Here is a 23,681-nt window from a genome sequence, read left to right on the forward strand (position 1 = left end):
CGCGCGGCGATGACCCAGGACTCGTACCTCATCGGCCTGATCGGCTCCGGCACAGGCACCTCGTTCAGCCCCATGCTCCACGAACGGGAGGCAGATCGGCACGGCCTGCGCTACCTCTACCGTCTGATCGATCTCGACCGCATCGGTATCGGGTGTCTTGACGAACTCACTCCACAGGCCGAGGCGGTCGGTGCCGTCAACACCGTCGTGTCGGGATGTGAGGTGTCGGTGGCGGGAGGTGTATTCCGGCCGGACCACTGTATCCGCTAACATAGAACAATTAGATAGATGAATAGCCTAGTGCTGTCGAGGAGTGGCCGTGGACTTCGGGCTGACCGACGAGCAGGACCTGTTGCGCGCGACGGCACGGCAGTTCGTCGCTGACGTGTGCCCGGCCGAGAAGGCCAAGCAGTGGGACGAGGAGGGCGTAGTGCCGCCCGAGCTGTTCCGGGGCATGGCCGATCTGGGGTGGTTCTCCCTCCCGTTCAGTGAGGAGGAGGGTGGCGACGGCGGCAGCCCGCTCGAACTCATCCTGATCGCGGAGGAGTTGGGGCGGGCCAGCTTCGACGTCGCCATGTGCTACATCGGCGTGCTCATCCCGGGGATCACTGTGTTCCGGTGGGGCAACGAGGCGCAGCGTGCCTTCATCCGTGAGCAGGTGATGACGGGGCGCCACCGCCTCGCCGTCGGCCTCAGCGAACCGGACAGCGGGTCCGACGCCGCCGCCCTGCGCACCACCGCCGAGGACCACGGCGACGGGTTCCTCGTGCGCGGCCAGAAGGCGTGGTGCACCGGCGGCGGTCTGCCCGACACGACCATCGCGACCTATGTGCGGACCGGACCCCGCGAGCCCAAGCACGGCGGCATCAGCCTGCTGCTCGTCGACCCGGCGACGGACGGCGTCGAGGTGCGGCGGACGCCGACGCTGGCCCGGCACATCCTCGGCACCAACGAGGTCTTCTTCAACGACGCCCTGGTCCCGAAGGAGAATCTCGTCGGCCCGCGCGACGAGGGCTGGAAGGTCATGCTCTCCAACATCGAACTGGAGAAGGTGATCATCACCGGCGGATATCTGGGCGCCGCGCAGGCCACGCTGGACGAGATGCTGGAGTACTCCCGCACCCGGCACGCCTTCGGCCGTCCGGTCGGGAACTTCCAGGCCCTCGCCCACGCCATGGCCGACCTGCAGACCGAGATCGACTCCGCTCGGCTGCTCGCGTACCGCGCGGCCTGGCTGCTGGCCCAGGGCAAGCCGTGCACCCGGGAGGGCTCGATGGCCAAGCTGAAGGGGTCGGAGACGTATGTGGCGGCCGCCCGGCTGGGGATGCAGGTGTGTGCCGGGCACGGTTTCTCGACCGAGAGCGTGATGAGCTTCCGCTACCGGGAGTCGATCGTGGCCACGATCTCCGGGGGAACCAGCCAGATCCAACGCAACGGGATCGCCCGCAGCATGGGGCTGCGGTCCTACTGACTCTCGCCTTCGCCCTTGGTCTCCTGGTCGGCCAGCCATGCCTCGTGCCGTGCGAAGTGGCTCTGGTCGCGGGTCACCCAGATCCCGGAGACTCGGGCCAGTACGGCACGTGTCGGCAGCAGGACCATCTCGCCCGCGATGTACCAGCGCCGGCCCTCCCGCCGCTCGACCCAGGCCCGGACCTCCAGTGGCCGTTCCACCGGTACCGGTTTCACGAAGCTGACGCTGAGTTCCGCCGTGACACTCAACACCCGGTGCAGCAGCGGGAGATGACCGAGGCAGTCGTCCAGCACGGCCGCCGTCCAGCCGCCGTGCGCGACATTGGGCCCGCCCTCCTGGTCGCGAGGGCAGGCGAGTTCGAACACCGCTACGCCGTCCTCGTCGAGCCGTTCGCCCTCGACACCCAGACGGCACGAACCTGCGACGCGGCACGCGCCGCACAGCGCCACGCCGCCGGGGGTGCGGGGCGGCTCCTGGAAGTCCGCGCCCGCCCAGTGCCCCGCCGACGTCGTGGCCCCACCAGTCGTTCTCGTCACGCTGCTTCTCCTCAGGTCAGACATCGGCAAGCAGCGGGCGCAGCTTCCCGGCGATCAGCTGTATCTGACGGGCGACCATCTCCTCGGGCATCCCGGCCAGTGAGGCCCACAGGAACACCCCTTCGACCGGCAACCCCGCCACGTACGCCTTGATGGCCTCGGCGGTGTCCTGCGGGGTGCCGTAGAGGAACTGACCGACACCTGTCGCCTGCAGCCCCGTCTTCCGCCACTTCTCGGGATCGATGGGGCGGGGGGCGGGCTGGTCGGTTCCCTCGACCATGTACCGGCGATAGCTGTCCCACTGGTATGTCAGGTGTTTGCGCACCATCGGCCAGTCGCCGTCGGGGTCCTCGGTGACGAACGTGGTGAACGAGCCCTGCATCCGGGCCGCCGACATGTCGTAGCCGCTCTCGGCCAGCCCGTCCCGGTACGGCGTCAGCAGCGCCGGGTTGAGGGACAGCAGCCCCGTGCCCAGCCGTCCGGCCCGGCGTGCACCCTGCGGGCCCTGGTAGCCGAGCCAGATCGGCAGCGGGTCCTGGACCGGGCCGGGGGTGACCAGGGATTCGGACCACAGACCGCGGATTTCCCGCACCCGCTGGTCCGTCGTGGAGTAGCGCTTGGCGAGATCGGCGCCGTACAGCCGGTACTCGGGCACGCGGTAGCCGGTGCCGAGCCCGAGATCCAGGCGGCCGTCGCTGATGATGTCGACGATCGCGGCCTGTTCGGCGATCTCGGGGGCCGCGTGCAGGGGTGCGGGGATGACCGCGGTGCCAAGGCGGACCCGGCGGGTGCGGGCCGCGGCCGCGGCGGCCATGGTGAGCGGCTGCGGGAGGTATCCGTCCTCGAAGCCGTGGTGTTCGGAGAACCAGACCGAGTCGAGGCCGAGCCGGTCCGCCTCCTCGCACATCTCCAGGGCGAATCCGTAGACGCGGGACCAACTCTTTTGCCAGGGCGGGGGATTGCGCATGTCGAAGTAGATGCCGACCTTCATGAGGGGCCACCTCTCCTTGTGTCGTTGGCCAGTTGGATCGTCGCGCGGGCGACGGCCACCCCGCTCCCCGGCGGTAGCAGCCGTACCGGACGCAGATCCATGGACTCGATCTCGGGCAGGTCCTCGACCATCGCGGAGATCCGCAGGACCGTCTCCTCAAGGGCCGTCAGATCCACACCCCGGCCGCCCACCCGACCGTCCAGCAGTGGAGCCGCCCGCAGTGAGCGGATCATCTCCCGGGCGTCGCGGTCGCTGAGCGGGGTGATCCGGTGGGCGACGTCGGCCATGAGGTCGGCGTAGTCCCCGGTGAGACCGAACGCGATCACCGGGCCGAAGACCGGGTCCGCGCGGACGGAGAGGAACGCGTCCGGGCCCTGGGAGCCCGTGTCGCGTACGGAGATGCCGTACGAGTGCAGCAACTCGGCAGCGGTCTGCGCCGGCACGGTTGCGGGAGCGCACCCGGCGACCAGCGAGCGGGCTCGGTCCGCGTCGATCCCCGGGAGGTCCGGTATGACACCCGCGGGGGTGCTGCGCCACGCCTGGTACGCGGCCGCGTGACCGAGCGAGACGGCCGCGGACTCGGGGAACGCGTAGGTCGGTACCACGAGTTCGCCCCGGTGCAGGAGATCGGCGACGCCCGCACCGCCCAGGAAACTCGCCACCACCGGCTTCTCGGGCGCGGCCTCGGCCGCGTCGAGGATCGCCGCCGCCACCTCGTCGGGCTTGTCCGCCAGCGGGGGCATGAAGAGGACCACGGCGGCGTCGATGCCGTCCTCGGCCAGTACGGCGTCCAGCGCCTGCCGGTAGTGCGCGGCGGTGGCCGTGGGCGTGAGGTCGATCGGGTTGGTGACGTCCGCGCGGGGCGAGAGGACCGTACCGAGGGTGTGCTGTATGTGCTCACCGAGTACGGGCACCCGCAGTCCGCTCGCCTCGCACGCTCCGACGGTCAGCGCGGCGGGCCCGCCCGCGTTGGTGATCACCGCGACCCGGTTGCCCGGTGGGGACGGCTGATGCGCGAGCAGGAGCGCGACGTCGAAGAGTTCCTGGAGGCTGCGGGTACGGATGACGCCGGATTGGGCGAAGAGCGAACCGACCGCCGAGTCCGCATGCCCCGGGTGCACCGCTACGATCGGCTTGCGCGGTGCGACCCGGCGCGCGATGCGGGCGAACCTGCGCGGATTGCCGAAGGTCTCGACGTGCAGCAGGACCACCGAGGTCTCGGGGTCCTCCTCCCACCACTGGAGCAGGTCGTTGGTGGAGACGTCCACGGCGTGGCCCACCGACACGAAGCCGGAGAAGCCGAGCCGCAGCCGCCGGGCGAAGTCGAGCACCGCGAGCCCGAGCGGCCCGGACTGACTGGACATCGCCACCCGGCCCGGCGTCGGCAGCGCGGGGGAGAAGGTCGCGGCCAGCCGGGCAGCAGGCGTCGTGTTGACCACGCCCATGCAGTTCGGGCCCACCAGCCGCATCCCGGAGGCCCGGGCGAAGCGGGCCAGCTCCAGCTCGGTCGCCCGACCGGCCGCCCCGGTCTCCCCGAAGCCGGTGGAGACGACGACCACCGCTTTGACCCCGGCCTCGGCACATTCCCGTACGACGTCGGGCACCGCCTCGGCCCGCACCGCGACCAGTGCCAGATCCGGCACCTCGGGAAGCTCTCGCACGCTCGGATACGCCCGGGTCCCGGCGATCCGCTCGGCCCGCGGATTGACCGGGAACACGCTGCCGCGGAAACCGCCCCGCAGCAGGTTGGCCACGATCTCGTGGCCGATCGTCAGCGGGCTCCGATTCGCGCCGATCACCGCTACCGAGCGAGGTTCGAGCAGCGGTCGCAGGGAACGTCGTACGGCCGTGTGCTCACGGCGCTCGGCCCGGGCGACGGCCTGGGCCTGCGGGTCGACGGCGATCTCGAAGTGGACGATCTGGCCGGGCGGCCCGGACTCCACCCGGTAGCCGGAGCCGAGGAACACGTTGATCATGCGGGCGTTGTCGGCGAGGACGTCGGCCTCCAGGACCCGGATGCCCCGGGCGCGGGCGGCAGCGGCGATGTGCTCCAGGAGCAGCCTGCCGAACCCCTCGCTCTGGTGGTCGTCGCGGATGGTGAAGGTGACCTCCGCGTGCTCCGGTTCCTCGGGATCGCGGACGTAGCGCACCAGGCCCGCGATCTCGTCGCCGGCCAGGGCGACGAGCGCCAGTTCGTTGAGGTAGTCCACGTGGGCGCCGCGCCGGATGACGTCGTCGCGGGCGCGGACCACCGGGCCGAGCGAGCGATAGGCCAGGGTCGCCCGGGACAGGCCGCCGACGAACGCGACCAGGCGGTCGGCGTCCTCCGGCCGGACGGGCCGGACGAAGGTCGACCGCCCGGTCCTGACGAGTCCGGGCTGTTCCAGGTCCTCGGGGTAGGGGGGAGTGGTCACAGGTGTCCCGCCCGACATCCTCGCGTCGTCGGCGCCGCTCAGACGGCCGCCTCCTGGGGAGTCTGCTCGGGCAGACGGAACAGTTCGTCGAAGGTGCCGCGGGTGACGCGCTCGCGGATGTCCGCGGGCACGCCGTCGAACAGCTCGTGCAGCGTGGACTGGGTGTGGCCGTACGTGCCCTCCAGGTGGGGGTAGTCGTCGCCCCACATGACGTTGCGGTAGCCGGTCGACTCGACGATCTCCACCGAGCTCTTGTCGTGCTGGAAGGAGGCGTACACCTGCTGCCTGATGATCTCGCTGGGCAGGCGGCTGAGCTTGGGCCGGACGAACATGCCGTGCTGTCGGTAGGCCTCGTCCATCCGGTCGCCGATGGCCGGCACCCATCCCGCGCCGCCCTCCGCGATGAGGATCTTCAGGTCGGGGTGCCGGTCCAGGGCACCGCCCGCGACCATGTGGGACACGACGCGCATGCCGGGGTAGGTCGTCTCCATGTAGTTGACGACCGCGCCGCCGGGCCCGCGGAAGACGACGTTCTCGCCGCCCGTGCCGATGTGGAAGCCCAGCGTCAGTCCGGCCCGCTCGGCCGCCGTCCAGAGCGGCTCCCAGCGGTCGAGGGCGTACTCCTCGCCCGGCCGTGTCTGGCACGGCAGGAAGACCGACTGGAATCCCATCTCCGCCACACGCTCGACCTCGGCGACCGCGTCCTCGACGTCGGCGGTCGACACGCAGGCGGGAGTGATGATGCGCTTCTGCTTCCCGAGGACCTCGGAGTGCGCCCAGTCGTTCCAGGCCCGAACGGTCTCCCGGGCGAGCTCCCGGTCGGTGATCGACACCAGCCAGAACCCCATGGAGGGGAAGGCCAGCTGGCCCCAGACGCCCTCCTGGTCCAGGTCTTTTAGCCGGACGTGGAGGTCCCGGGCCCCCGGCGGCCGCATGGCGTCCATGAAGTCGTTGAGCTGGCGGTCGATGCGCTCGCCGTCGATGTACAGCACCTCGTACTTGTCGCCGCGCTCACTGCGGGGTGCCCGGTCGGCGAGGCGTGGCGGCAGCGCCTGTGTCCACAGGTCGTCGGGTTCCATCACGTGGGAGTCCCCCGAGTTGACCCAGATCTTCGTCATGGCGCTCCTTCGGGTCAATGGATGCAATCAGTTAGCGATTTTAGTGGTATCGGTCGCCGGGTGGAAGGCCGGGAGGGGGTGGAGATCAGCTTCGACGCCGCTCGATCTCCTCCACCAGCTGCGGGAGCACCTGGAAGAGATCTCCTACGACGCCGTAATCGGCGAGTTCGAAGATGGGGGCGTCCTTGTCCTTGTTGACGGCGACGATGGTCTTGGCGGTCTGCATGCCCGCGCGGTGTTGGATCGCCCCGGAGATCCCGGCGGCGAGGTAGAGCTGCGGGGAGACCTGGGTGCCGGTCTGGCCGACCTGGTGGCTGTGCGGGTACCAGCCCGCGTCGACCGCGGCGCGGGACGCCCCGACAGCCGCGCCCAGGACGTCGGCGACGCGCTCGATCACGGCGAAGTTCTCGGCGCCGTTCACACCGCGGCCGCCGGAGACGACGATGTCGGCCTCGGTCAGCTCGGGGCGGTCGCCGCGCTCACGGGGTGTGCGGGACAGGACCTTCACGGTGGTGGCGGCCGGGCCGAAGGCGACGTCCCACTTCTCGACCTCGGGTGTGACGGGGGCCGGTTCCGGGGCGGTTGCGTTCGGCTTCACCGTGATCACCGGTATGCCCTGGGTGATGTGTGCCGTGACCTGGTACGTCGCCGCGAACACGGACTGCTCGGTGACCGGGCGGCCGTCCTCGCCCGCCGTGATGTCGACGGCGTCCGTGATCAGCCCGGACTCCAGGCGGAGCGCGACCCGTGCGGCGGTCTCCTTGCCGTCCGGGCCGGACGGCAGCAGGATCGCCGCCGGGCCGGCGCTCTCGGCGATCTGGGCGAGGGCGTCGACGGCCGGAGTGACGAGGAAGTCCTCGACCTCGGGTGCGTCCACGACGTACACCTTGTGTGCGCCGTACCGGCCGAGGGTCTCGGCCGCGGCGCCCGCGCCCGGCCCGAGGAAGACGGCCGACGGCTCGCCCAAGCGGCGGGCCAGGGTGAGCAGTTCGAGGGTCGGCTTGCGGACGGTGCCGTCCAGGTGATCGACGAGTACGAGGATCTCGGCCACGGTGCTGCGCTCCTTGGGTCGGTCAGACGAACTTCTTGGCGGTGAGGAACGCGGCCAGGCCGGCGTCGCCCGTGCCGTCGGCGGCGACGATCTCTCCCTTGGTGCGCGGCGGACGCCTGGCCGCGGTGTCGACGGCGGATCGCGCACCGGTCCGGCCGACCCGCTCGGTGTCGATGCCGAGATCGGCGAGGTCGAGGGTCTCCAGCGGCTTCTTCTTCGCGGCCATGATCCCCTTGAAGGAGGGGTAACGGGCGTCACCGGAACGGTCGGTCACCGACACCACGGCCGGCAGCGCGCCCTGGACCCGCACGGTCGCGGAATCGCTCTCTCGGCGGCCGGTCACCGTGCCGTCCTCGACCGTCAGTTCTTCGAGGTGGGTGACGGCGGGGACCCCGAGCCGTTCGGCCAGCAGCGCCGGTACGACGCTCATGGTGCCGTCCGTGGAGGCCATCCCGCACAGGACGAGGTCGAAGCCGTGCCGCTCGATCGCCCCGGCCAGGACGAGTGAGGTGCCGAACGCGTCGCTGCCCTCGATGTCCTGGTCGCTCACGTGGATCGCCGAGTCGCCGCCCATCGCGAGCGCCTTGCGCAGGGCGTCCTTCGCGTCGTCGGGGCCGACGGTGAGGTAGGTGATCTCGGCCTCGACGCCCGACTCGACGATCCGCAGGGCCTGTTCGACGGCGTACTCGTCGAGTTCGGACAGCAGCGAGTCGACCGACCCGCGGTCGTTGGTGCCGTCCTCGGTGAAGGTGCGGTCCGCCGTGGCGTCGGGCACGTGCTTCACGCAGACAACGATCTTCACATCGCCCTCCCGAGGGTCTAATGAGTGCTAATAGTTAACTATATTGATCGAGCGAGCGCGAGAGGTCATCGGGAATCCGTCGAATTGGTTGACTGATTGCGCTGATAGCTGGAAGATCTGGGCAGCTGAGCCGCGAGGAGGCGCCATGGTCGGTGACAGGGACACCGGGGACAGGTACTTCGAGCCACAGGTGGAGACCATGTCCCGCGACCTGCTGCGGGCACGGCAGGAAGAGCGGGTGGTCGAACTCGTCGAGTACGCCTACGGCAACTCCGCCTTCTACCGCGCGCTCTGGGACGAGCACGGGGTGCACCCGCGCGACATCCGCTCCCTGGACGACTTCCGGGCACGTATCCCGTTCATCACCAAGGACATGGTGCGCGCCCACCGGGCCCGCACCGGCGATCCCTTCGGCGGGCTGCTCTGCGTCCCGACCGAGGAGCTGACCTCCGTCTCCTCCAGTTCGGGCACCACCGGCGATCCGGAGTTCTTCGCCGAGATCTGGGAGGGCGCGCCGCCCCTGGTCACCGCGCAGGTGCGTGACCTGTGGGAACTCGGCCTCAGGCCCGGGGACCGGGTGCTGAGCCCGCCCGGCACCTTCCGCAACCTCATGGACCCCGGCTACCAGGCGCTCGGCGCGGTCGTCATCGAGGTGGACACCTGGCTCGGGAAGATGGACGAGGTCGTCGAGGCCCTGCGCACCTACCGCCCGGCCTACCTGCAGATGATGTATCCGCAGATGGTGGAGCTGGAGCACCTGGCCGGCAAGACGGATCTCAAGGAGGCGTTCTCCTCCCTCAAGGGCGCCTCCTGCGCCGGGCAGCCCCTCAGCCGGAAGATGCGCGAGCGGATCCGCGAGGACTGGGGCATCGACGTCTACGAGTACACCAGCGCCGCCGACACCGGCACCGCCTGGGAGTGCCGCGAACACGACGGCTTCCACCTCTGGGAGGACACCGTCTTCGCGGAGTGCGTCGAGGTCGACCAGCACGGCTGGCGCGACGCGGCAAAGGGCGACCTCGGCGAACTCGTCGCCACCGACCTCGACAACCGGGCCGCACCGCTGATCCGTTACCGCAGCGAGGATCTCGTCCGCCTGTCCCGGGACCGCTGCGGTTGCGGGCGCACCCACGCCCGGATGTGGGTGGCCGGCAGGCGCGGCGACGAAACCCTGGTCCAGGGGCGCTCCGTGGTCCTGCGGGACATCTGGCAGGCGGTCGAGGACCAGCCCGAGACCGTGGCGGGCGTCTTCCAGATCGTCCGGAACGGGCGCGAGGTCGACGAACTGCGGCTGCGCGTCGGCTACGACCCCCGTCTCACCGACGACGTCGACGCCCTGGCCGGACGCCTGGGCGAGGCCGTGCGCGAGCGGACCGGCGTCAAGCCGGTGCTCGACATGCGCACCGAGGAGGACCTGTTGAAAACCATGACCAGCGTCGCCAAGTTCCCCCGGGTGGTGAAGAGTTGATGTCCCGCGCCGACACCCTGGCCCGGGCCCGGACCCTCGACCGGCCCGAACTCGCCTACCTCGTACGCTTCCCCACCTCCGACGGCATCCGGGACATGGAACTGACCTGGGCGGAGCTCGCCCGCGACACCGACTGGGTCACCGCCCGGCTGCGGGACCACGGCCTGGCCGCCGGGCAGCGGGCCCTGCTGACCACCTCCGGCTTCGAGGGCTTCTGGGGCCACGCGGTGATCGGCGCCCTGCGCACGCTGAAGGTGACGTACGGCATCGCCGAGGCGATGGGCTGGGACCATCGCCGGACCGCGGTCTTCCACCGCGAACTCGACCCGCACGCGGTCATCGGCCTGTCGGCGGAGACCCTGGAGGGGCTGGCCGGCGCGGCCGACATCGCTGAGATGTTCCGGTCGACACCCGTCGTGCTGGCCCGGCCCGCCGCCGTACCGGTACTGCGTGGGGTGGGCGTGTCCGCCGCCCTGATCACGGCCGTCGGACCGGCCCTCGCACTTGAGTGCCCCGAGCGAGGTGGCGCGCACGTCAACGCCGCCGAGTGGCGGGTCGGCGTGCGGGAGGGGCAGCTGTCCGTGGCGGCGGGGGAGGGGCGTACCTCGCTGCTTCCCGAGACCCCGCTCGGCATCGCCGGGCGGGTGATCACCGGCCGCTGCGCCTGTGGCAGCGAGGACCCGCGGGTCCTGTTCGCCGAGGCCGACCAGTCAACGTCATCGAGGAGTTGAGGATGTCCGAAGGAGTGGCAGACGGCCGGGTCGTGGTCGTCACCGGCGCCGGCAACGGGATCGGCCGGGCGCACGCCCTGGCGTTCGCCGCGCACGGGGCGAAGGTCGTGGTCAACGACCTGGGCGGAGCGCGTGACGGAGCGGGCGCCTCGGCCGGGCCCGCCCAGACCGTGGTCGACGAGATCGTCGCGGCCGGCGGAGAGGCGGTGGCCAACACGGACGACATCTCCGCCTGGGACGGCGCCGGCCGGCTCGTCCGACAGGCCGTGGACACCTACGGCGGCCTGGACGTCCTGGTCAACAACGCAGGCATTCTGCGGGACCGGATGATCGTGTCGATGACCGAGCGGGACTGGGACGGTGTGATCGCCGTCCACCTCAAGGGCAGCTTCGCCACCCTGCACCACGCCGCCGCGTACTGGCGCGAGCGTGCCAAGTCCGGTCACGGCAACGACGCCCGGGTGATCAACACGACCTCCCCGTCCGGCATCTTCGGCAACCCCGGCCAGTCGAACTACGGCTCGGCCAAGGCCGGCATCGCGAGCCTCACCGTGATCGCCGCTGCCGAACTCGCCCGCTACGGCGTGACGGTGAACGCCATCGCCCCCACCGCGCTCACCCGGCTGACCGAGGACATCGAGATGATGAAACGGGCCGCCGAGGCCCAGGACCTCACCCCCGAAGCCATCTCGCCGCTCGTGGTGTGGCTCGGCTCGGCCGCCTCGCGCGAGGTCACCGGCCGGGTCTTCGGCGTCGTCGGCAACCGCATCACGGTCCTGGAGGGCTGGGTCAACGGCCCCGGCGCGAGCGCGGAGTCGCGTTGGACACCGGAGGAGCTGACCTCGGTCGTCCCGAACCTGGTCGCCAAGGCGGCGCCGAACGCCGACGCACTCGGCAACCGGAACGGGGCGTGAGATGACGACTACTCAAAAACCCGTCGCAGAAGGCCTGTTCACCTGGCCGCCCGACGGGAGCGCGCCTCTCCGGCTCATCGGCTCCGAATGCGTGGCCTGCGCCCTGGTGAGCTTCCCCGCCGCCCAGGACTGCGTCCGGTGCGCGAGCGCGGAATCAAAGGAACGGCTGCTGGCGGAGCGCGGGACGCTCTGGACGTACACCACCCAGAACTTCCGGCCGCCGTCCCCGCCGTACGACGGTCCCGAGGCCTTCGAGCCGTACGCCGTCGGATACATCGAACTCCCCGGCGAGCTGCTGGTGGAAGCCCGCCTCACCGAACAGGATCCGGAGAAGCTCAGGATCGGGCAGGAAATGCGGCTGACGCTCGTGCCCTACACCGTGCAGGACGACGGCACCGAGGTCGTGACGTTCGCGTTCGCCCCGGCCGAGGAGGAGACACCGTGACCGAGGCCGTCATCATCGGCGTGGGGCTTCACCCCTTCGGCCGGTTCCCCGGGAAGCCGGCACTGGACATGGGCGCGGACGCGGTACGCCTCGCGCTTGCCGACGCGGGCGTCAACTGGCCGCAGATCCAGGGCGGTTACATCGGCAGCTACGAGGTCGCCAACCCCGACGCCATCGTCGCCCGGCTCGGCCTGACCGGCGTACCCCTGCGCGGGGTGTTCAACGGCTGTGCCACGGCCGGTACGGCGGTGGCGCTGGCCGCCCGTTCCATCGAGACCGGCGAGCACGATCTGGCCATCGCGATCGGCCTGGACAAGCATCCGCGCGGAGCCTTCGCAGCCGACCCGTCCGTCGCGGGCATCCCCTCCTGGTACGGGCAGACCGGCCTCTTCCTCACCACGCACTTCTTCGGCATGAAGATCAACCGCTACATGCACGACCACGGCATCTCGCACGAGACCCTGGCGCGGGTGGCGGCCAAGAACTTCGGCAACGCGGCCCGGAACGAGAAGGCCTGGCGCCGTACTCCGCTGTCCGTGGCGGAGATCCTCGCCTCGCCGGTTCTCAACCACCCCCTCCGCCAGTACATGTACTGCGGCCCGGACGAGGGCGCCGCGGCCCTCGTGCTGTGCCGGGCCGACCAGGCCCACAAGTACACCGGGAAGCCCGTACGGATCCGGTCCACCGCCCTGCGAAGCCGCCGGCTCGGCGCCTTCGAGGTGCAGAGCCCGTCCTTCCCGGTCGGGGAGATCGTGGCGAGCCCGACCGTGGACGCCTCGCGGGAGGCGTACGAACGCGCGGGCATCGGACCCGAGGACGTCGACGTCGCCCAACTCCAGGACACCGACGCCGGGTCGGAGGTCATCCACATGGCCGAGAACGGCCTCTGCAAGGACGGCGAGCAGGAACGCCTCATCGCCGAGGGCGCCACCGAGATCGGCGGCAGGCTCCCGGTCAACACCGACGGCGGACTGCTCGGCAACGGCGAACCGATCGGCGCGTCCGGACTGCGCCAGATCCACGAGATCGTCCTCCAACTGCGCGGCACGGCGAAAGACCGGCAGATCCCCGGCACGCCACGCGTCGGCTACACCCACCTGTACGGCGCGCCCGGCGTGTCGGCGGTCACCATCCTGAGCACCTGAGGGCAGAGCGGACATGGCAGACGACATACAGGACTTCGCGGCCGAGGCACGCGCCTTCCTCGACGCCCACGCGGCCAAGGCCCCCGACCCCACCGCCGTGACCTGGGGCGAGGGCGACGACTCGATGGCGTACTTCAGCAGCCTCCCGCCCGAGGCGGAACGGGAGCATGTGCAGCGGGCGCGAGACTGGCAGCGCATCCGCCACGAGAACGGCTTCGGCTGGATCACCGGCCCGACGGAGTACGGCGGCCGGGGCCTGACCCCCGTCCACGACCTGGTCTACGACGCCGTCGAGTCCGAGTACGACGTCGCCGACACCGGCGTGCTCAGCGTGATCGGCCTCGGCATGATCGGACCGACGATCCTCGCCCACGCCCAACCGACCGTCAAGGAGCGGTGGTTGCCCGCGATGTACCGCGGGGACGCCGTCGCCTGCCAGCTGTTCAGCGAACCCGGCGCGGGATCCGACCTGGCGAGCGTGGCCACCCGGGCGGTCCGGGAGGGCGACGAGTGGGTGCTGAACGGCCAGAAGGTGTGGACCTCGGTCGCCCAGCACAGCCAGATCGGGCTCGCGCTCACCCGCACGAACCCGGACGCGCCCAAGCACCGAGGGATCACGGCCTTCCTGGTCCCGATGGACGCCCCCGGCGTCGAGGTCAGACCGCTGCGGCAGATGACCGGCGGCGCGGACTTCAACGAGGTCTTCCTCACCGACGTCCGCATCCCCGACGACCACCGGCTCGGCGACGTTGACGGCGGCTGGACCGTCGCCCTGACCACCCTGATGAACGAGCGCGCGACCGTCGGCAGCGAAGGCGCGGGACCGGTGGCCGCCGCGCTGTCCCCGGACCACCTCTCGGCCCTGATGCGCGCCACCTGGACCTGGGACGACCGCGCCCTGCGCGCCCGGCTCGCGGAACTCCTCGTGGAGGCCCTCGCCACCCGGCACCTCAACACCCGCGCCCTGCGCACGCTCCGCGCCGGGGGCACACCGGGCCCCGAGATGTCCGTCTCGAAGCTGATGTACGGCCAGAACCTCACCCACGCCGCGCACTTCGTGTCCGACGTCCTCGGACCCCGGATCATCGCCGACACCGGGCAGTGGGGCACCTACGCCTGGTCCGAACTGCTCCTCGCCACCCCGGCGTTGCGCATCCTCGGCGGCACCGAGGAGATCATGAAGAACATCCTCGCGGAACGCGTCCTCGGACTGCCCAAGGAGGTGCGGTCATGACCGCCGACGAGACCGGACTGCGGGAACTGCGGTCATCCGTACGGGAGTTCCTGGAGGTCAAGTCGCCCGAGGAAGCCGTGCGCAAGCTCATGGAGAGTGAGCCCCGCTTCGACCCGGCGGTGTGGGCACAGGCGGCCGAGCAACTGCGGCTGCCCAGCCTGGCGATCCCGGAGGAGTACGGCGGCGACGGCTTCGGTCTGGTCGAACTCGGCGTCGTGCTGGAGGAGATGGGCCGTGCCCTGCTGTGCGCACCCTTCTTCGCGACGGTCGTGCTCGCCGCCCAGGCACTGTTGGCCTCCGGCGACCGGGAGGCCTGCGCACGTCACCTCCCCGGCATCGCGGCCGGCGGGACCACGGCCGCCCTCGCCGTGGCCGAGGACAGCGGGTCCTGGGATCCCGCCCTGATCTCCGCGCGCGCCGTGCCGGACGGGGACGGCGCCTGGCGGCTGAGCGGCCGCAAGTGCTTCGTCATCGACGGCACGACCGCCGATCTGCTCCTTGTCGTCGCCCGCACCGTCGCCGGCCCCTCGCTCTTCGCAGTGAACCGGGACGCCACGGGCCTGGCGGCCGAACCCATGGAGACACTCGACGCCACCCGGGCGATGGCCCGGCTGACGTTCGACGCGGTGTCCGCGATGCTCGTCGGCGCGGACGGGGCGGGCGGGCGGACCATGGCCAAGGTTGTGGACGTCGCGTCGGTCGGGCTCGCCGCCGAACAGTCGGGCGGGGCGCGCAGATGCCTGGAGACGAGTGCCGAGTACGCCCGCACCCGGCACCAGTTCGGCCGGCCGATCGGCTCCTTCCAGGCGGTCAAGCACAAGTGTGCGGACATGCTCGTCCAGGTGGAACTGGCCGAGGCCGCGTCCCGGGAGGCGGCGCGACTGGCCGACGAGGGCTCCGCGGAGTTCCCCGTCGCCGCGGCCGTGGCGCACGCGTGCTGCTCACGGGCGTACATGTTCGCGGCCATGGAGAACATCCAGGTCCACGGCGGCATCGGCTTCACCTGGGAGCACCCGGCGCATCTGTACTTCCGGCGCGCCAAGTCCTCGCAGCTGCTGTTCGGCGGGCCTGCGGTGTACCAGGAGCGACTGCTGGACCGGCTCGGGATCTGAGGAGACCACGACGACGAAGGCCCCGGGGCGCCCCGGGGCCTTCGTCGTCGGTGCCGGTCAGCCGCGGGCCGCCTCGCCCAGCAGCGCTTTCGCGATGATGACCTGCTGGATCTGACTGGTGCCCTCGTAGATGCGGAACAGGCGGGCGTCGCGGTAGAAGCGTTCGACGGCGACTCCGCGCATATAGCCCGCCCCGCCGTGGACCTGGACCGCGCGGTCCGCGACCCGCCACACCATCTCGCTGGCGAAGTACTTCGTGCAGGACGGGCCGATCTTCGTGTCCGTACCGGCGTCGAACGCCCGGGCGGCCTCCAGGACCGTGGCGCGGCCGGCGTAGTAGTCGGTCATGGAGTCGGCGATCAGGCCCTGCACGAGCTGGAAGGAGCCGATGAGCTTGCCCGACTGGCGGCGGGTGCGGGCGTACTCGACCGACTCGTCGACCAGGCGCTCGGCCATGCCCACGCACAGGGACGAGATGTGCACCCGGCCGTGCGCGATGCAGCCCATCGCCGTGGCGAAGCCCCGGTTGAGACCGGCGTCGCCGCCGACGAGGGCGGACGCCGGTACGCGGACGTCGTCGAAGTACACGTCCGCGGTCCAGGCGCCGAACTGGCCCATCTTGTGGTCCTTGGGAGCCACGGTCAGGCCCGGGGTGCCCGCCGGGACCAGGAAGGTGGAGATACCGCGGGTGCGCGGGGCGTCGGGGTCCGTGCGGGCGAAGACCATGAAGACGTCGGCGAGCGGGGCGTTGGTGATGTACCGCTTGGCACCGTTGATCACCCAGTCGTCGCCGTCGAGGTGCGCCCTCGTGGTCAGGGTCGAGGGATCGGAACCCGCGTCCGCCTCGGTGAGCGCGAACGACGCCAGGACGTCGCCCGAGGCGATCCTCGGCAGCCAGTCCGCCTTCTGCTCCTCGGTGCCGCCGACCATCAGGACGTGCCCGGCGATGCCGTTGTTCGTCCCGAACATCGAGCGCAGGGACGGAGTGGTGTACCCCAGCTCGAACATCAACTGGGCCTCCTCGTACATCGACAGCCCCAGCCCGCCGTACTCCTCGGGCAGCGCGAAGCCGAACAGGCCCATCTTCTTGGCCGCCTCGCGGATCTCCGCGGGCATCTCGTCCTTCTCGTCGATCTCCGCCTCCAGCGGTACGACGCGCTCGCGCACGAAGCGCCGGACCTCGGACAGCACCGCGCTGAAGTCAGCCGCGTCCATGTCGACTCCCTTGTTGCCCCAATTGGCCCTAGTCAGCTGTTTCTGCCTCGTCCGGCTTCGGCTTCCGCTCGGGCCGGTAGCACACGGCCAGCAGCGCGGCGGCGCTCGCCGTTCCGACCCCCAGGGCCAGCAACGCGGGCCCCGCGCCCGTGCGTTGGCGGCGCAGCACCCCGTCCAGCGAGTACCTGCCGGGGCCCAGTGCCGCCAGGGCGACGGCCGCGCCGCCCACGACACCGACGTACTCCCAGCCACCCTTGAAGACGAAGAAGCCCTTGCCCCGATGGTCGGTCCGGGCCGCCACGGTCATCAGACCGACGGCTGCCGCCGCCGGGAGGGGGTTGGCCGCGCCCAGCGCGATGCCCACGCCTGCCGCCATCTCGGTCCCGGCCGCCATGCGCGCGTGCACCTCCGCGGGCCGCAGTCCGAGCGCCTCGAACCAGCCCGTCGTGCCCTTGAGCCCGCCCGGCCCGGCGACCTTGTTCCAGCCGTGCGCGAAGAGCATCGGGCCGAGCGTCGCCCGCAGGGCGAGCGCGGCGATGTCATGGCCCCGTGCCCTCACTGGCCGACTCCGGTGGCCCGTCCCGCGGGGGCGACACCGTACAACTGCGGTACGGCGTCCACGAGTTCGTCGTAGGTGAGGGCCTGTCCCGACTCGCTGGGGTGGACGCCGGCGACGGTCCAGCCCTGGAGCCGGTTCAGCCGGTTGCCCTCGATGCGCAGGACCTGGCCGGTCAGCCAGGCCGCGCTGTCGGAGGCCAGGTAGACGACGACGCCCGAGGCGTTGGCGGGGTCGCGCGGGTCGAAGCCGTCGATGGCGCGCAGTGATTCACCGACGGACAGGCCATCCGTCATCCGCGTGGCCGCGATCGGCGAGATGGCGTTCGCGGTGACGCCGTACTTGCGCATCTCCAGGGCGGTGAGGACGGTGAGCCCGGCGATTCCGGCCTTCGCGGCACCGTAGTTGGACTGCCCCTGGTTGCCGAACAGGCCGGTCCCGGACGTCGTGTTGATGACGCGGCCGGTGACGCGCTCGCCCCGCTTCGACGCCTCGCGCCAGTACGCGCACGCATGCCGGGTGAGTGCGAAGGTGCCCTTGAGGTGGACCGCGATCACGGCGTCGAACTCGGCCTCGGTCATCGAGAACAGCATGCGGTCGCGCACGATCCCCGCGTTGTTCACGACGATGTCGAGGCGCCCGAACTCGGCGGCCGTGTCCGCGACCATGGTCTCGGTCGCCGTCCAGTCGGTCACCGATGCATGGTTGGCGACCGCCTGCCCGCCGAGCTTGGTGATCTCGGCGACGACCTCGTCGGCGGGGGAGTCGCCGGTGTTCTCCCCGTGCACGCCGGAGCCGAGATCGTTCACCACCACGGTCGCGCCGGCCTCGGCGAGCGCCAGGCAGTGCGCCCGGCCCAGCCCCCGGCCTCCGCCGGTCACGATGGCGACCTTGTCGTCGAGGATGCCCACCTTCTACCTCCCGGATATGTCGAGTTCGCGGAGTACTTCGTCGGTGTGTTCGCCGAGCGTCGGCGCGCCGCCGCGCGGTTTGTCGTCGACACCCCAGAAGGCGACCGGCGTGGCCACCGTGCGCAGCGGCGGTGCCTCGCCCATGCCGGGCTGTTCGACGAACGCCCCGACCGCCTCGGCCTGCGGATCGGCCGACACCTCGGCCAGGGTCTGCACCGGCGCCCACCACACGCCCTCGGCGTCGAACCGCTCCGCCCACTCGTCCAGCGGCCGACTCGCGAACTCCTCGTCGAACACGGCGATCAACTCGCGTACGTGTGCACGCCGCTCCTTGCCGGTCGCGAACCGCTCGTCCGTCTCCAGGTCCTCGCGACCGAGCGCCTTGACGACCCCGGGCCAGTGCCGGTTGCCTTCCAGGCCGACCAGCCAGAACCAGCGGTCGTCGGCGGCCCGGTAGCTGTTGTAGAGCGGGGACTCGTGTTCGGTCCGGTGACGGGTACGGCCGCGCCTGCCGAAGAAGTTCTGCAGGGCGAGGTCGTTTCCGTTGGCGTAGGTGCCGGACCGCAGCAGCGAGACGTCCACCACCCCGCCCTCGCCGGTGCGTTCGCGGCGCAGCAGCGCGGCGAGTACGCCCGCCACCAGGTTCGCCGCAGCCGTACGGTCTCCGAGGCCTGGCCGGATGCCGGGCGGCGGCTCACCCGCCGGGTTGAGCATGGCGGCGATGCCGGGCCGCGCCCAGAAGGCGGAGACGTCGTAGCCGGCACGGTCGCGCTCCGCTCCCGTCCAGCCGTACCCGGTCAACGTGCCGACGACCAGGCGGGGATGGCGGGCACGCAGCTCGTCCGGGGCCAGACCCAGCCGCTCCAGCGCGCCGGGGCGGAGGTTGGTGACGAAGACGTCGGCGCGCTCCAGCAGCCGTTCCAGTACGCCCTTGCCCTCCTCCGAGCGCAGGTCGAGGACGATCCCGCGCTTGCCGCGGTTGTCGGTCTCGAACGGGGGCGCGCTGTCGATGTCCTGGCCGACGTGCCGGAGCGTGTAGCGGTTGGGGTCACCGGTCGGCGCCTCCACCTTCACCACGTCCGCGCCCCAGTCCGCGAGCATGGTGGCCGCGGCCGGTGCCGCCACCCACATGCCCAGCTCGACGACCGAAATGCCCTCCAGTGGCCGCACGGCCCACCTCCCTGTGTCGGTACGCGCGCTACTTGCCACGGAAGTCGCCGGGGCGGCGCTCCCGGAAGGCCTTGAGCCCCTCGGCCCGGTCCTCGGTGGAGAACAGCACCGAGACGGTCTCCCGCTCGTACGAGATCGCCGTTTCCAGGTCCATCCCGAGGCCGTGGTCGACCAGCCGCTTGCCCGCCGCGAGTGCCAGCGGGGCCCCGGCCGTCAGCGTGGCGGCGAGCGCCTCGGCAACGGGCAACGCCTCACCGGGCTCGGCCAGTTGATTGACCAGCCCGAGCGAGTGCGCCCGCTCGGCGTCGATCGGTTCGCCGGTGAGGATCATCTGTTTGGCGATCGCGGCGGGGACCAGGCGCGGCAGCCGCTGTGTGCCGCCCGCGCCCGGCAGCACGCCGAGCTTCATCTCGGGCAGGCCCAGCCGGGCACCGCGCTCCGCCACCCGCAGGTCACAGGCGAGCGCAAGTTCAAGACCGCCGCCGAAGGCGAACCCGTGGACGGCCGCGACCGAGGGCTTGGGGAAGTCCTCGAGCAGCGCGTAGGCGTCGGTCAGCCTCCCCACGAAGGAGCGGAACTGCCCAGGTGCCGTGAACGACTCGATCTCACCGATGTCGGCCCCGGCCGAGAAGGCCCGGCCTGCCCCGGTCACGACCAGGGCGCGTATGTCGTCGTTGTCGCGCAGGTCGTTCAGCGCCCGGGTGAGCCGGTCCACGGTCCCGGAGCCGATCGCGTTGAGCTGCCTCGGCCGGTCGAGGGTCAACACGGCGATCCGGTCCCGGAGTTCGACACGCAGCACGGTGCTCACCTCAGACCATCGTGAGTCCGCCGCTGACCGAGAGCGTCTGCCCGGTCATGTAGGCGGCGTCGTCGGACGCGAGGAAGGCCACCACACCGGCGATGTCGGCGGGCTGGGCGACGCGGCGCAGCGGTATCGCCCGCACGGTCGCGTCGTACATCTTCTGGCTGTACTCGGCGACCTGCCCGAGCAGTGCGGTGTCGGTCGGCCCCGGGCAGACGCTGTTCACGGTGATGCCGTGCCGCGCCATCTCGCGGGCCAGGGCCTTGCCGAAGGCGATGACACCGCCCTTCGTCGCGGAGTACACGACCTCGCCGGACGAGCCGACCCGGCCGGCGTCCGAGGCGATGAGGACGACCCGGCCGCCGCCGTGCTCGATCATCGAGTCGAGGACGGCCCGGGTCATGGTGATGGTGCCCCGCAGATTGACGGCGATGATGCGGTCCCAGGATTCCTCGGTGCTGTCCACGAAACGGCCGATCACATCGACGGCCGCGTTGTTGACCAGGACGTCGACCGGGCCGAGTTCGGCGGTCACGCGCTCCACGGCGGCACGTACGGCCGCGCTGTCGGAGATGTCCGCGCCGACTCCCGTGGTCCGCACGCCATACCGATCCGCGAGCAGGCCCGCGACCTTGCCGGCCGCCTCCGCGTCCAGGTCGCAGACGGCGACCGTGGCTCCGTGGGCGGCGAGGCGGTCCGCGATCGCCTCGCCGATGCCGCGGCCCGCTCCGGTGACGAGCGCCACCTTGTCCCGTACGATCACGCGCCCTCCCTCGCCCGGCTTCCGATACAGCGCTATCGTATAACTACTTCAGCTAAATAAGCGAGATGCCTGAGCGGAGTCGAGCATGCGCCGTACGATCTTCACCGAGGAGCACGACCTGTTCCGGGACACCGCCCGCTCCTACTACCTGCGGGAATGCGCCCCGTACGCCGAGCAGTGGGAGCGGGACGGGCAGGTGAGCCGGGCCGCATGGACGGCCGCGGGCAAGGCCGGTCTCATCGGCTGGCAGTTCCCGGAGGAGTACGGCGGCCAGGGGATCTGGGACTTCCGCTACAACGCCATCATGGCGGAGGAGATGGCGGCCACCAGCTCGGTCGGCATCGGGCTCGGGCTGCAGAACGACGTCATCCCGCCCTACTTGACCCACCTCACCACCCCTGAGCAGAAGGCCCGTTGGCTGCCCGGAGTCACCAGCGGCGAGACGATCTGCGCGCTCGCGCTGTCCGAGCCGGCCGCCGGGTCCGACCTCAAGGCCATCCGCACCACCGCCCGTCGGGACGGCGACGAGTGGGTCGTCGACGGGTCCAAGACGTTCATCACCAACGGCATCCTGGCCGACCTGGTCATCGTCGCCTGCAAGACCGACCCGGACGCCGGGCACAAGGGCATCAGCCTGATCGTCGTCGAGCGCGGTGCGGAGGGCTTCGAGCGCGGGCGCAAGCTCGACAAGGTCGGGATGAAGGCGCAGGACACCGCCGAGCTCTTCTTCCACGAGGTCCGCGTCCCCGCCGAGAACCTCATCGGACAGGAGAACCGCGGTTTCTACCACATGATGGGCAACCTCCCGACCGAGCGCCTCGCCATCGCCGTCTCCTCGCTGGCGGCCGCCGAGCGGGCGTACGAGCTGGCGCTGGACTACGCCAAGACCCGTACGGCGTTCGGGCAGCCGATCGGAGAGTTCCAGGCGAACCGGTTCGCCCTCGCCGACATCAAGGCAAAGCTGGGCGCTGCCCGGGTCTATGTGGACGGCTGCATCATGGCCCTGTTCCAGGGCGAGTTGACGGCCGAGGAGGCCGCGGCGGCCAAGTACTGGACCTCGGAGACCGGCTGGCAGGTCATCGACCGCTGTATGCAGCTGTTCGGCGGCTACGGCTACGTCAACGAGTACGAGATCGCCCGGATCTGGCGCGACAGCCGGGTGCAGCGGGTGTTCGGCGGAACCTCGGAGATCATGCAGGAGATCATCGGGCGGTCGCTGGGGCTCTGAGGGTGGGTTCCACTCATTGACTACCTTGGATAAATAGGTTAGCTATTTAACCTGGATGGGTGCACGGCACCGGACGGGTTCAGGGAGGCATCCGTGGTCACGGTCGATGTGAAGCTGCACCAGGACAGGGCGGAGCGCGACCTGCCGCGGCCCCGACTGGTCATCGGCGGCAAGGACGTCACCGACACGAGTGGCGGTTTCTACGAGCACCGCAACCCGGCGACCGGCCTCGTCCAGGCGCGCGTCCCGCTCGCGGGCCCGACCGAGGTGGACCGGGCTGTGGCCGCCGCCCGCCAGGCCTTCGAGGTGTGGGGCACCATGCGCCCCGCGGAGCGCCGCCGACTGCTCACCCGTTTCGCGCAACTCCTCCGCGACCACATCCCCGACTTCGCGGCGATCTGCCCACTGGAGAACGGCGTCTGCATCGGCGGCTGGGCGGAGAGTGTCGGACCGCATGTCGCCGAATGGACCGAGTACTACGCCGGCTGGGCCGACAAGATCGAGGGCATGGTCGGTGCGGCCTACAGCCCGCACGAGAACGTCGAGTACACCATCGCCGAGCCCTACGGCGTCATCGGCCACATCATCACCTGGAACTCGCCCGCCCTGTCCCTGGCGATGAAAGTCCCGCCCTCGCTGGCCGCCGGCAACACCGTGGTCATCAAACCGGCCGAGTCCACGCCGTTCTCCGCGCTGCTCTTCGCCGACCTGGCCCGCGAGGCGGGCATCCCCGAGGGGGTCGTCAACGTCGTCACCGGACTCGGCGACGCGGGATCGGCCCTCGTCACGCACCCCGGCGTCGACAAGATCTCCTTCACCGGCGGCCCCGCCACCGCGCGCCGCATCATGGCCGACGCCGCGCCGAGCCTCAAACCCGTCGTGTTCGAGCTCGGCGGCAAGTCCGCCAACCTGCTCTTCGCCGACACCGACCTCGACACCGTGGTGCCGTACTGCGCGGCCTTCGCCATGAGCAACACCGGCCAGGGCTGCGCACTGCCCACCCGGCTGCTGGTCGAGCGGCCGATCTACGACGAGGTCGTCGCGCGGGTCTGCGGTGTCGTGGCCCACCTCGCCGTCGGAGATCCGCTCGACCCCACGACGTACATCGGGCCGCTCATCAACGAAGCCGCACGCGATCGTGTCCAAGGCCTGATCGACAAGGCGGTCGAAGGTGGTGCGGGACGACTCGTGTTCGGCGGCGAACGCATCGACGCCGAAGGCTACTTCGTCTCCCCGACCGTCTTCGCCGACGTCGACAACCGCAGCGACCTCGCCCAGCAGGAGGTCTTCGGCCCGGTCCTGGCCATCACCCCCTTCGACACCGAGGACGAGGCCGTCGCTCTCGCCAACGACACCCAGTACGGCCTGTCCGCCTACATCCAGTCCCGTGACATCGGACGCGTCAACCGTCTGGTGCCACGTCTGAAAGCCGGGACGGTCTACGTCAACCCCGGTCCGAATCCGATCACTTCGCCCGCCACGCCGTTCGGCGGCGTCGGGATGAGCGGGTTCGGCCGGGAGGGCGGCAAGGCCGGTCTGGACGAGTTCGTCAGTGTCAAAGGTGTCGGCATCAGCCGCGTCTGACTCCCACCTTCCGAAAGCCT

General features: G+C 70.8%; 22 protein-coding genes and 1 pseudogene. 11 read left to right on the forward strand and 12 right to left on the reverse strand.

What is annotated here, in order from left to right:
- Positions 1-9: 9 nt before the first annotated feature.
- Positions 10-210, forward strand: a pseudogene (locus M2283_RS08195) (shikimate dehydrogenase); the annotation flags it as partial.
- A 109-nt stretch (positions 211-319) separates the two neighbouring features.
- Positions 320-1,471, forward strand: coding sequence for an acyl-CoA dehydrogenase family protein (locus M2283_RS08200; RefSeq protein WP_280875420.1), 1,152 nt, complete (start codon positions 320-322; stop codon positions 1,469-1,471).
- Here the strand turns inward: M2283_RS08200 and M2283_RS08205 are convergent.
- The 6 genes from M2283_RS08205 to M2283_RS08230 form a co-directional block, all read right to left on the reverse strand.
- On the reverse strand, positions 1,465-2,007 hold the full coding sequence (locus M2283_RS08205; protein WP_280875421.1) for a PaaI family thioesterase: 543 nt from the start codon (positions 2,005-2,007) through the stop codon (positions 1,465-1,467). The two genes, M2283_RS08200 and M2283_RS08205, sit on opposite strands and share 7 nt — an antisense overlap.
- Positions 2,008-2,023: 16 nt before the next feature.
- A complete protein-coding gene (locus M2283_RS08210) occupies positions 2,024-2,998 on the reverse strand; it encodes an LLM class flavin-dependent oxidoreductase (protein ID WP_280875422.1) in 975 nt (324 codons plus the stop codon).
- Positions 2,995-5,412: a GNAT family N-acetyltransferase gene (locus M2283_RS08215; RefSeq protein WP_280875423.1), complete on the reverse strand. Its 2,418-nt coding sequence runs from the start codon at positions 5,410-5,412 to the stop codon at positions 2,995-2,997. Before M2283_RS08215 ends, M2283_RS08210 begins: the two co-directional genes overlap by 4 nt.
- Positions 5,413-5,450: 38 nt before the next feature.
- Positions 5,451-6,530, reverse strand: a complete 1,080-nt coding sequence (locus tag M2283_RS08220) for an amidohydrolase family protein (RefSeq protein WP_280875424.1) — start codon at positions 6,528-6,530, stop codon at positions 5,451-5,453.
- Positions 6,531-6,615: 85 nt separating this feature from the next.
- On the reverse strand, positions 6,616-7,581 hold the full coding sequence (locus tag M2283_RS08225; RefSeq protein WP_280875425.1) for an electron transfer flavoprotein subunit alpha/FixB family protein: 966 nt from the start codon (positions 7,579-7,581) through the stop codon (positions 6,616-6,618).
- Positions 7,582-7,603: 22 nt separating this feature from the next.
- Positions 7,604-8,365, reverse strand: coding sequence for an electron transfer flavoprotein subunit beta/FixA family protein (locus tag M2283_RS08230; protein ID WP_432423040.1), 762 nt, complete (start codon positions 8,363-8,365; stop codon positions 7,604-7,606).
- Between the two features lie 163 nt (positions 8,366-8,528).
- On the opposite strand from M2283_RS08230, the gene M2283_RS08235 reads away from it, so the two are divergent.
- From M2283_RS08235 to M2283_RS08265, 7 genes are read left to right on the forward strand one after another with little or no spacing between them, the layout of a single operon-like run.
- Complete coding sequence (locus M2283_RS08235) at positions 8,529-9,851, forward strand: phenylacetate--CoA ligase family protein (RefSeq protein WP_280875427.1); 1,323 nt, start codon at positions 8,529-8,531, stop codon at positions 9,849-9,851.
- Entirely contained in the window at positions 9,851-10,582 is a 732-nt protein-coding gene (locus M2283_RS08240) for a hypothetical protein (protein ID WP_280875428.1), read from the forward strand. The genes M2283_RS08235 and M2283_RS08240 overlap by 1 nt, the downstream gene beginning before the upstream one ends.
- A gap of 2 nt (positions 10,583-10,584) precedes the next feature.
- Positions 10,585-11,496 (forward strand): SDR family oxidoreductase, encoded by a 912-nt coding sequence (locus tag M2283_RS08245; protein WP_280875429.1) that lies wholly within the window; start codon positions 10,585-10,587, stop codon positions 11,494-11,496.
- A 1-nt stretch (position 11,497) separates the two neighbouring features.
- The gene (locus M2283_RS08250) at positions 11,498-11,941 is read left to right on the forward strand and encodes a Zn-ribbon domain-containing OB-fold protein (RefSeq protein WP_280875430.1); all 444 of its coding nucleotides are present in this window, start codon (positions 11,498-11,500) and stop codon (positions 11,939-11,941) included.
- Positions 11,938-13,086 (forward strand): thiolase family protein, encoded by a 1,149-nt coding sequence (locus M2283_RS08255; RefSeq protein WP_280875431.1) that lies wholly within the window; start codon positions 11,938-11,940, stop codon positions 13,084-13,086. The genes M2283_RS08250 and M2283_RS08255 overlap by 4 nt, the downstream gene beginning before the upstream one ends.
- 13 nt (positions 13,087-13,099) lie before the next feature.
- Entirely contained in the window at positions 13,100-14,320 is a 1,221-nt protein-coding gene (locus tag M2283_RS08260; protein WP_280875432.1) for an acyl-CoA dehydrogenase family protein, read from the forward strand.
- On the forward strand, positions 14,317-15,432 hold the full coding sequence (locus tag M2283_RS08265; RefSeq protein ID WP_280875433.1) for an acyl-CoA dehydrogenase family protein: 1,116 nt from the start codon (positions 14,317-14,319) through the stop codon (positions 15,430-15,432). Before M2283_RS08260 ends, M2283_RS08265 begins: the two co-directional genes overlap by 4 nt.
- Positions 15,433-15,489: 57 nt before the next feature.
- Here the strand turns inward: M2283_RS08265 and M2283_RS08270 are convergent, their stop codons facing one another.
- Genes M2283_RS08270 through M2283_RS08295 form a run of 6 tightly spaced genes read right to left on the reverse strand, consistent with a single transcriptional unit; the run spans position 15,490 to position 20,849 of the window.
- Positions 15,490-16,647 carry an acyl-CoA dehydrogenase family protein gene (locus tag M2283_RS08270; RefSeq protein WP_280875434.1) on the reverse strand — a complete coding sequence of 386 codons (1,158 nt, stop codon included), beginning with the start codon at positions 16,645-16,647 and terminating at the stop codon, positions 15,490-15,492.
- 28 nt (positions 16,648-16,675) lie between these two features.
- Positions 16,676-17,206: a DoxX family protein gene (locus tag M2283_RS08275; protein ID WP_280875435.1), complete on the reverse strand. Its 531-nt coding sequence runs from the start codon at positions 17,204-17,206 to the stop codon at positions 16,676-16,678.
- Positions 17,203-18,114, reverse strand: coding sequence for an SDR family NAD(P)-dependent oxidoreductase (locus M2283_RS08280; RefSeq protein ID WP_280875436.1), 912 nt, complete (start codon positions 18,112-18,114; stop codon positions 17,203-17,205). Before M2283_RS08280 ends, M2283_RS08275 begins: the two co-directional genes overlap by 4 nt.
- Before the next feature lie 3 nt (positions 18,115-18,117).
- Positions 18,118-19,284, reverse strand: coding sequence for a CaiB/BaiF CoA transferase family protein (locus M2283_RS08285; RefSeq protein ID WP_280875437.1), 1,167 nt, complete (start codon positions 19,282-19,284; stop codon positions 18,118-18,120).
- 28 nt (positions 19,285-19,312) lie between these two features.
- Complete coding sequence (locus M2283_RS08290; protein WP_280875438.1) at positions 19,313-20,092, reverse strand: enoyl-CoA hydratase/isomerase family protein; 780 nt, start codon at positions 20,090-20,092, stop codon at positions 19,313-19,315.
- A 1-nt stretch (position 20,093) separates the two neighbouring features.
- Positions 20,094-20,849, reverse strand: a complete 756-nt coding sequence (locus M2283_RS08295; protein ID WP_280875439.1) for an SDR family NAD(P)-dependent oxidoreductase — start codon at positions 20,847-20,849, stop codon at positions 20,094-20,096.
- 85 nt (positions 20,850-20,934) lie between these two features.
- Here M2283_RS08295 and M2283_RS08300 point away from each other — a divergent pair, with 85 nt between their 5' ends.
- The gene (locus M2283_RS08300) at positions 20,935-22,077 is read left to right on the forward strand and encodes an acyl-CoA dehydrogenase family protein (RefSeq protein WP_280875440.1); all 1,143 of its coding nucleotides are present in this window, start codon (positions 20,935-20,937) and stop codon (positions 22,075-22,077) included.
- Between the two features lie 93 nt (positions 22,078-22,170).
- Positions 22,171-23,661, forward strand: a complete 1,491-nt coding sequence (locus M2283_RS08305) for an aldehyde dehydrogenase family protein (protein WP_280875441.1) — start codon at positions 22,171-22,173, stop codon at positions 23,659-23,661.
- Positions 23,662-23,681 lie beyond the last annotated feature (20 nt).

The organism is Streptomyces pseudovenezuelae, from assembly GCF_029892565.1.
GTDB lineage: Bacteria > Actinomycetota > Actinomycetes > Streptomycetales > Streptomycetaceae > Streptomyces > Streptomyces pseudovenezuelae_A.